Raw genomic sequence first — 7,524 nt, forward strand, 5'->3', positions numbered from 1 at the left:
AGAGGTATCGTATGGCTCATAAAGAAACGAATTTGACAGACAATGAGATATTGCGCCAGAAGATAGTGAACCTCCAACACGCATTGTCTTTGGAGAAGATGCGCAGCCGTGCCTATGAGAAACTCATAGAGATAGCCGAATCCGAGGAGGGTATCAGCATCTTAAAAAAAGATGGTGCCAAACAGTAACGGCGCTGCGTGAGGAGTTTCCCGGTGTATCCGTGGAATTCCTCTGTGGGCTGTTTGGCAAGAAACGCCAGTGGTATTACGCAAGCTGCAAGTTAGTAATTTCTGAGCGGCAAAGGCGTAAACTGATAGTTGACAATGTACTCTACTATCGTGCCTGCTGTCCCGGGATAGGCGGTGTGAAACTGCACGTCCTCCTCAAGTCGGAGCTAGGTGAAGATGTTACTCATGGTCGCGACTCCTTCTTAAAACTACTTGCTTCAGAAGGACTTATGCTTCCCAAGAACAAGCGAAGACGTACAACGGACTCCAATCATCCTTATAGGAAGTATCCTAATCTTGTACAAGGTGTTACGGCAATGTATGCTAACCACATTTGGGCAGCCGACATAACCTACGTTTGGATTTACGGCAACGTCCTGTACCTCCATCTCATTACAGATGTTTACTCACATGCTGTCATAGGCTGGTGCTTATCCGAAACCATGGAGGCTATAAATACGAAGGAGGCATTGCTAATGGCAGTTAAGGCAGCCGGAGGAGGCAACCTCTGCGGAACGATACACCACTCTGACAGAGGTTCGCAATACGCCTGCCACCTATATGTTGAAACTCTTATGTGCCACCATATCAGGGTTAGTATGACAGAACGGTACAATCCTACGGACAATCCTGTGGCGGAAAGGACGAATGGAACCTTTAAGGTTGAGTGGATTTACCAGCAGGAGATGTACCGAGATTATGACCAGGCCAACATGGAAATCTCCAAGGCAATAGCCTTCTACAACTACAGACGACCGCATATGAGCATAGGAATGAAATGTCCGATGGATGTCTATAGAGGCGAACAGCCCGGGAGAAATCTTTGGAAAAAGAGATAAATGCTTGCAAAAAAGAAAAATATAAAGTATCTTTGGAACGCCGAAAATATGGCGAACGACGGTCTTATGCCATCTTCACCAAAGGTCCCAGGGGGCATCGAGCCCCCTAAGACCTTGCCGAAAATATGACGGAACTTAGGTGTTGTCCATCTTCTTTTATGCAAGTGCACTGACTTCAAATTTAAACTATATAATGTTAATGTCAAGTCATTCAGTAAATAAGAAAATATTTGACAAGTAAAACAGAAATACATCGTCAGATCTGACAAGTGAATTCAGGAAAAGACAAAGCTTACCTTTTGCTTTCCAAAAGGTAAGCTTTTGCAATGTAAAAGGTCATGAATTGGAGTGCAAAAGCTAAGCTTTTAAATATCAACTAATATCATCTTGATTATCAATAGGTTACAAGACGTGTCCCGGGCGTAGTTTTTGTAATATAATTTCGTGGTGATGTCGGGTCGAATGTGCGCTATCAAGTATCTGTTTGTCATCATCTGAATACGAATTGGAGACATGAAAGGATTGATGCTATCCGGCATTGGAACAAAATACGTCAAGTGTTCATGACTTGATACGACCTTGCGCGAGGTTTCCACAAAATCATTCAGGACGCGCTATTGGGAAAAGATAAAGAAGTTCTCACTGCCATACGACACCGAGAAATCCTAACGACCGATTGGGGATAAAAGAAACAGGGGTAAAACAACAACTTTGCGACTACAAAATACAGATACATTCTAACATCATGAGTTGAGAGAACAGAAAGAATTAGATATTATTAAAAAGGCAAACTAAATTGTATCATTTTATTTTGGTTTCTCCCAATTTATTGTTATATTTGCAAGTGCAACAAAAAACAATCTAAAATAAGAGAATGAACAATAAAGAAACTATGAACCGCGTAGCGGACAACATTAGGATTCTATCAGTATCGATGGTGGAAAAGGCTAAATCGGGACATCCCGGAGGAGCTATGGGAGGTGCCGATTTTATTAATGTACTTTTCTCCGAATATCTTGTTTATGATCCCTCAAACCCGGAATGGACAGGAAGAGACCGCTTCTTTCTTGATCCCGGGCACATGTCTCCGATGCTCTATTCGGCGCTGGCACTACAAGGCAAATTTACAATAGAAGAATTGAAACAATTTCGCCAATGGGGGGCACCGACACCCGGACATCCGGAACGAGATATAAAACGCGGAATAGAAAACACTTCCGGTCCATTGGGACAAGGACACAGTTTCGCAGCTGGAGCAGCTATTGCAGAGAAGTTCTTAGAAGCACGATTGGGCAAGGAGGTGATGCAACATAAGATTTACGCATACATCTCAGATGGAGGCATACAAGAAGAAGTATCGCAAGGCGTAGGACGCATTGCAGGAAACTTAGGATTGAACAACCTCATCATGTTCTATGATTCTAATGATATCCAACTTTCCACGGAATGTGGTGTTGTAATGAACGAAGACACCGCTGCAAAATATAAGGCATGGGGATGGAACGTCATTACTTGCAACGGAAATGATGCAGATGAAATCCGCAAAGCGTTGAACGTAGCCATAGCTGAGCAACATCGCCCTACCCTCATCATCGGGAAAACGATCATGGGAAAAGGTGCATTGCAAGAGGATGGTTCAAGTTATGAGCATAGTATAAAAACACACGGCTCACCATTAGGTGGGGATGCGTATGTGAAGACCGTTAAAAATCTTGGTGGAGATCCGGAAAATCCATTTGTTATCTTCCCGGAAACACAAGAACTCTACGCAAAGCGCAAGAAAGAGTTGCAAAAAATTGTAACCGAGAGAAAAGCGCAAGAAGAAGCATGGGCAAAAGCCAATCCCGAAAAGGCAGAATTGCTAAAGACTTGGTTCAGCGACAAAGCACCAAAAATAGATTGGTCGAAAATCAATCAAAAGCCGGACATTGCCACGCGCGCAGCCAGTTCAGCATGTTTGGGACTCTTGGCAGAACAAGTTCCGAACATGATATGCTCATCTGCAGACCTTTCCAACTCCGATAAGACAGACGGTTTCTTGAAAAAGACAAAGAGTCTTGTAAAAGGTGATTTTTCCGGAGCTTTTTTTCAGGCCGGTGTTAGCGAATTGACCATGGCATGTATGTGCATTGGTATGATGCTCCATGGTGGAGTCATCGCAGCGATGGGCACATTCTTTGTATTCTCAGATTACATGAAACCCGCCGTTCGCATGGCAGCTCTAATGAAAACTCCCGTAAAGTTCATTTGGAGCCACGATGCGTTCCGTGTTGGAGAAGATGGTCCTACTCACGAACCCGTTGAACAAGAGGCACAAATCCGCTTAATGGAGAAACTTCAAAATCATTCGGGTGAAGATTCCGTACGAGTATTCAGACCTGCAGACGCAGAGGAAACCACTGTTTGTTGGCAAATGGCAATGGAGAACATGAATACTCCCACCGCATTAATATTCTCACGACAAAATATAAAGAACCTACCGGTCGGAAACGATTATTCATCAGCACGCAAAGGCGCGTATATCGTAAAAGATTCGGACAAGGATTACGATGTTGTCATGGTGGCAAGCGGATCTGAGGTGTCATCATGTATCGCCGCCGCAAATCTTTTAAAAGCCGACAATATTAAGGTACGTGTTGTCAGTGCTCCCTCTGAGGGTCTTTTCCGCAGACAGCCGAAAGCCTACCAAACCGAAGTACTCCCAAAAGACGCAAAGATATTCGGTTTGACAGCGGGCTTACCCATCACGTTACAAGGTTTGGTGGGAGCGAATGGGAAAGTTTATGGACTGAACAGCTTTGGCTTTTCCGCGCCTTACAAGGTACTTGACGAAAAACTCGGTTTCACGGCTGAGAATATTTACAAAGAAGTAAAAGAATTTATAGAACAATAGTTTAACCGGAATCCTTGACCCATAGCGAGTCAGGGATTCATAATACCTAAACGCTTATGGAAATTAAAACAGTAGGAGTAGCTTGCGACCACGCCGGCTTTCCATTGAAGCAATTTGTTATTCAGTATCTTGAGGCTCACAAATATCCCTATAAGGATTTTGGTTGTAATAGTGATTTAAGTTGCGATTATCCCGATTACGCTCATCCATTGGCAGACGCCATCGTAAAAGAAGAGGTTTATCCGGCAATTGCCATCTGTGGAAGTGGAGAGGGAATGACCATCACACTGAACAGGCACAAAGGTGTTCGTGCGGGTTTGGCATGGAACAAGGATGTAGCAGGTCTTATTCGCCAGCATAACGATGCGAACGTATTGGTAATGCCGGGCAGGTTTGTAGATAACAAAACGGCAGAGAAAATCATGGACGAATTCTTCAAAGCCAGCTTTGAAGGCGCACGCCATGAGCGCAGAGTTAGAAAAATTGAAGAAGAAGCTGAATAATCAAGTGGTTTTCAATAATAATGATAAAAGGGAGAGGTCAAATGGTCTCTCCCTTTATTTGTTTTTACTAATCGCGGGGTAAGCCATCTACCTCATCCATAGCAGCCGTAGCAGGCAAATGGAACTTGTATTTTTTACCGAATACAGCACTCACCTTATTAATCTCGAGGAAAGTTGTTCCCCCTCCCTCTCCGAAAGAGCCTGAAAGATAGGCTATCTTATCTTCAAGACCGATATAACCTTTCTGACGTAACATACGAAGAGCTGCCACAAACATATAATGACTGCTGAGATGTTGCTGCTGATAAATGGGAATAATGCCATAACTCAGGTTCAGCCAACGTTGTAATTTCTCATTGTAACAGATGGCAAGCACGGGGTTAGGACCTCGGAACGCAGCAAGATTGCGAGCCGTTTTCCCGGATGCGCTATCAGTGATAATCCCTTTCACGCCCAACGATTCGGTCGCTTCGATGGCATTCTTTGCCAAGAACTCTCTTTGGTCTCTCTTGTCGGACATCGGTATTTCAAAATAGCCTTCCCGGTGAGCATCTTTCTCGGCTCGTTCGGCAATTGTTGCCATCGTCCGAACAGCTTCAAGGGGATATTTTCCACTTGCTGTTTCACCGCTCAACATCAATGCATCAGTGCGACTGTAGATGGCGTTTGCTATGTCCGTAACTTCGGCACGAGTCGGACGTGGGTTGTTTATCATCGTATGCAACATCTGCGTTGCCACAATTACCGGTTTCTTCTTCGCGATACACTTCCGGATAATGCTTCTCTGTATTCCCGGTATCTGTTCGATGGGGACTTCTATTCCCAAATCTCCACGAGCAATCATGATTCCGTACGATGCATCAATGATTTCATCAATATTGTCAACTCCCTCCTGATTTTCAATCTTAGAAATGATTTTAATATCGGAATGGTGTTCGTCCAAAATCTTCTGCACCTCGAACACATCCGCTGCCGAACGTACGAAAGAATGAGCAATGAAATCAATGTCTTCTTCTATCGCCAATTGAATATTGGCTTTGTCTTTCTCTGTAAGAGCAGGTAAGTCAATATGTTGTCCGGGCACATTCACACTCTTATGTGAGCCTAACTCGCCATCGTTCTGAACTTGTGCGATGATTGTTGGTCCGGCAATATCCATCACTTTCATATCCAACACTCCATCATCGAAAAGAAGATGGCCGCCTATCTTTACGTCTTTGGCAATATCTTTGTAGGACAGGTTCACGATATCATGGGTTGTATCGACATCGGGGCGACCCAACAACTTCACCACATCACCGGTTTTATAGCTGATAGGGCTGTCAACGCCTGTCGTTCTCACCTCCGGTCCTTTGGTATCTATCAAGAGTGCCAAATGCGATGATACGGTACGCGTATTCTTTATAATCTCCCTAATTCCATCAGGGGTGGCGTGTGCAGTATTCATACGCACAACGTTCATTCCCGCAAAAAACAATTTTCTGAGGAAATCCACATTACAACGTCTGTCGCTGATAGAACATACAATCTTTGTTTGCTTCATATTCTGTTCAAATTACTGATTTTTTAATTAGACATTGTTGAAAAGACAATATATAATACTGAGGCAGAGATGATTAACAGCAAGAATAACAAGAGAAAGATCAATACCACTTTCTTACCGATACTTAAATTTTTAAAACCGGATGTCTTGCTTTCTTTTTGAGAATTCACTCCACTCGATCCCAATGGCGCGACTATAGTGGTCGGTGTTCCACAAAAAGGGCATTGGCATTTCAACGTTTTCCCACTCTCACCTTGAACGATATACGTCTTACGGCAACTTTTACATATCACTTGCAACCTCTCGCTCATAACAAAATCTACTTTACATCATCTATCAAGAGTTTCCCTCTTTCTTTGAGCACCTTGATTCTCCGAAACTCTGTTCCTCCGGCTTGCGAAAGTCTTACTTTGTACCATTCGCCTTCATCATGAGAAACTCGCAGGTTAGCCAATAATGCCTTTTTATCAACAACTCCCGCCATTGTTCCAAAAGTGCCCCACCACACCGTTTCATAATCTGCGTCGGAGCTTTCTGTCTCCAAACCAAAAATCATGTTCTTACAATATTCCGTCAAATAATGTTGATAGGAATACGGATTCGTCTCTGTCAAAACAGCCTTCTCATAAAACGACTTCAGGAAAGCACAAGTCAAACGCTGTTGATGTTCCTGCTTCTCAGACATAAGAGCAAGCGCAGCCTTATCTCTCATGATTTGAACAAGCGAGTCGCGATGCTGTTGTCGCACCAACATAACCTTTTGCTCAACTTGCTTCTGATAGAAGTTCCACCCAAAGACGCCGGTAAAAAGTATCATTAATACCAAGAGAAAAAGAATCCATCCCCTATATCCTTTCCCATGACGGTCGGTTTGAGCATGTTTGTTAGCACCGAAACTGTACGTGGATTTCTCCACTGTTGCCGGAACTTTAATTCTCAGTTTTTTACCACAATAAGGACAGGCACTTTGCAATTCGATGCCACTCATGGCATTTATTCGAAAACAGCCTCCACAGTGGCTGCAAGTTACCTGATATCGCATGTCTTCGTTTTTACTGCAAATTTAATACAATTCTTTGGCATTATGAAATTTTTTCAACATTATTGAAACGAAAATTCACATCATTATTAATATGTAAATAATTTTCTCCTGTCAATTTTCAAAAGCATAGCAATTGGAACGCGAAAGGTGAGCTTTTGCATCTCAAAAGGTAAGCTTTTGCACACCAAAAGCTCATGTTTTAAAAAGAGAAGCCTAACCATCTGTCTTTTCCTGAATTCACTTGTCAGATCTGACGATGTATTTCTGTTTTACTTGTCAAATATTTTCTTATTTACTGAATGACTTGACATTAACATTATATAGTTTAAATTTGAAGTCAGTGCACTTGCATAAAAGAAGATGGACAACACCTAAGTTCCGTCATATTTTCGGCAAGGTCTTAGGGGGCTCGATGCCCCCTGGGACCTTTGGTGAAGATGGCATAAGACCGTCGTTCGCCATATTTTCGGCGTTCCA

Annotated in this window: 5 protein-coding genes and 1 pseudogene; 4 read left to right on the top strand and 2 right to left on the bottom strand. The window is 43.1% G+C overall.

Going from position 1 to position 7,524, the window contains the following annotated elements:
• The 4 genes and pseudogenes from E0E16_RS13915 to E0E16_RS04835 form a co-directional block, all read left to right on the top strand.
• A pseudogene (locus E0E16_RS13915) lies at nucleotides 1-188 on the top strand (hypothetical protein); the annotation flags it as partial.
• Between the two features lie 32 nt (nucleotides 189-220).
• Nucleotides 221-1,066, top strand: coding sequence for an IS3 family transposase (locus tag E0E16_RS04825; RefSeq protein ID WP_255418113.1), 846 nt, complete (start codon nucleotides 221-223; stop codon nucleotides 1,064-1,066).
• Nucleotides 1,067-1,940: 874 nt separating this feature from the next.
• A complete protein-coding gene (locus E0E16_RS04830) occupies nucleotides 1,941-3,959 on the top strand; it encodes a transketolase family protein (RefSeq protein ID WP_130829278.1) in 2,019 nt (672 codons plus the stop codon).
• Nucleotides 3,960-4,015: 56 nt separating this feature from the next.
• Complete coding sequence (locus E0E16_RS04835) at nucleotides 4,016-4,462, top strand: RpiB/LacA/LacB family sugar-phosphate isomerase (RefSeq protein WP_130829280.1); 447 nt, start codon at nucleotides 4,016-4,018, stop codon at nucleotides 4,460-4,462.
• Between the two features lie 67 nt (nucleotides 4,463-4,529).
• Here the strand turns inward: E0E16_RS04835 and pyk are convergent, their stop codons facing one another.
• Nucleotides 4,530-6,005, bottom strand: coding sequence for a pyruvate kinase (gene pyk, locus E0E16_RS04840; RefSeq protein WP_130829282.1), 1,476 nt, complete (start codon nucleotides 6,003-6,005; stop codon nucleotides 4,530-4,532).
• Between the two features lie 319 nt (nucleotides 6,006-6,324).
• The gene (locus tag E0E16_RS04845) at nucleotides 6,325-7,047 is read right to left on the bottom strand and encodes a hypothetical protein (protein WP_130829284.1); all 723 of its coding nucleotides are present in this window, start codon (nucleotides 7,045-7,047) and stop codon (nucleotides 6,325-6,327) included.
• Nucleotides 7,048-7,524 lie beyond the last annotated feature (477 nt).

The organism is Prevotella rectalis (assembly GCF_900607215.1).
GTDB classification, from domain to species: Bacteria; Bacteroidota; Bacteroidia; order Bacteroidales; family Bacteroidaceae; genus Prevotella; species Prevotella brunnea.

What these genes read in the sequence shown, in the direction of transcription:
- E0E16_RS04845 (WP_130829284.1), bottom strand. Translation starts at nt 7,047, where the DNA reads ATGCGATATCAGGTAACTTGCAGCCACTGTGGAGGCTGTTTTCGAATA.
- E0E16_RS04830 (WP_130829278.1), top strand. Translation starts at nt 1,941, where the DNA reads ATGAACAATAAAGAAACTATGAACCGCGTAGCGGACAACATTAGGATT.
- pyk (WP_130829282.1), bottom strand. Translation starts at nt 6,005, where the DNA reads ATGAAGCAAACAAAGATTGTATGTTCTATCAGCGACAGACGTTGTAAT.
- E0E16_RS04835 (WP_130829280.1), top strand. Translation starts at nt 4,016, where the DNA reads ATGGAAATTAAAACAGTAGGAGTAGCTTGCGACCACGCCGGCTTTCCA.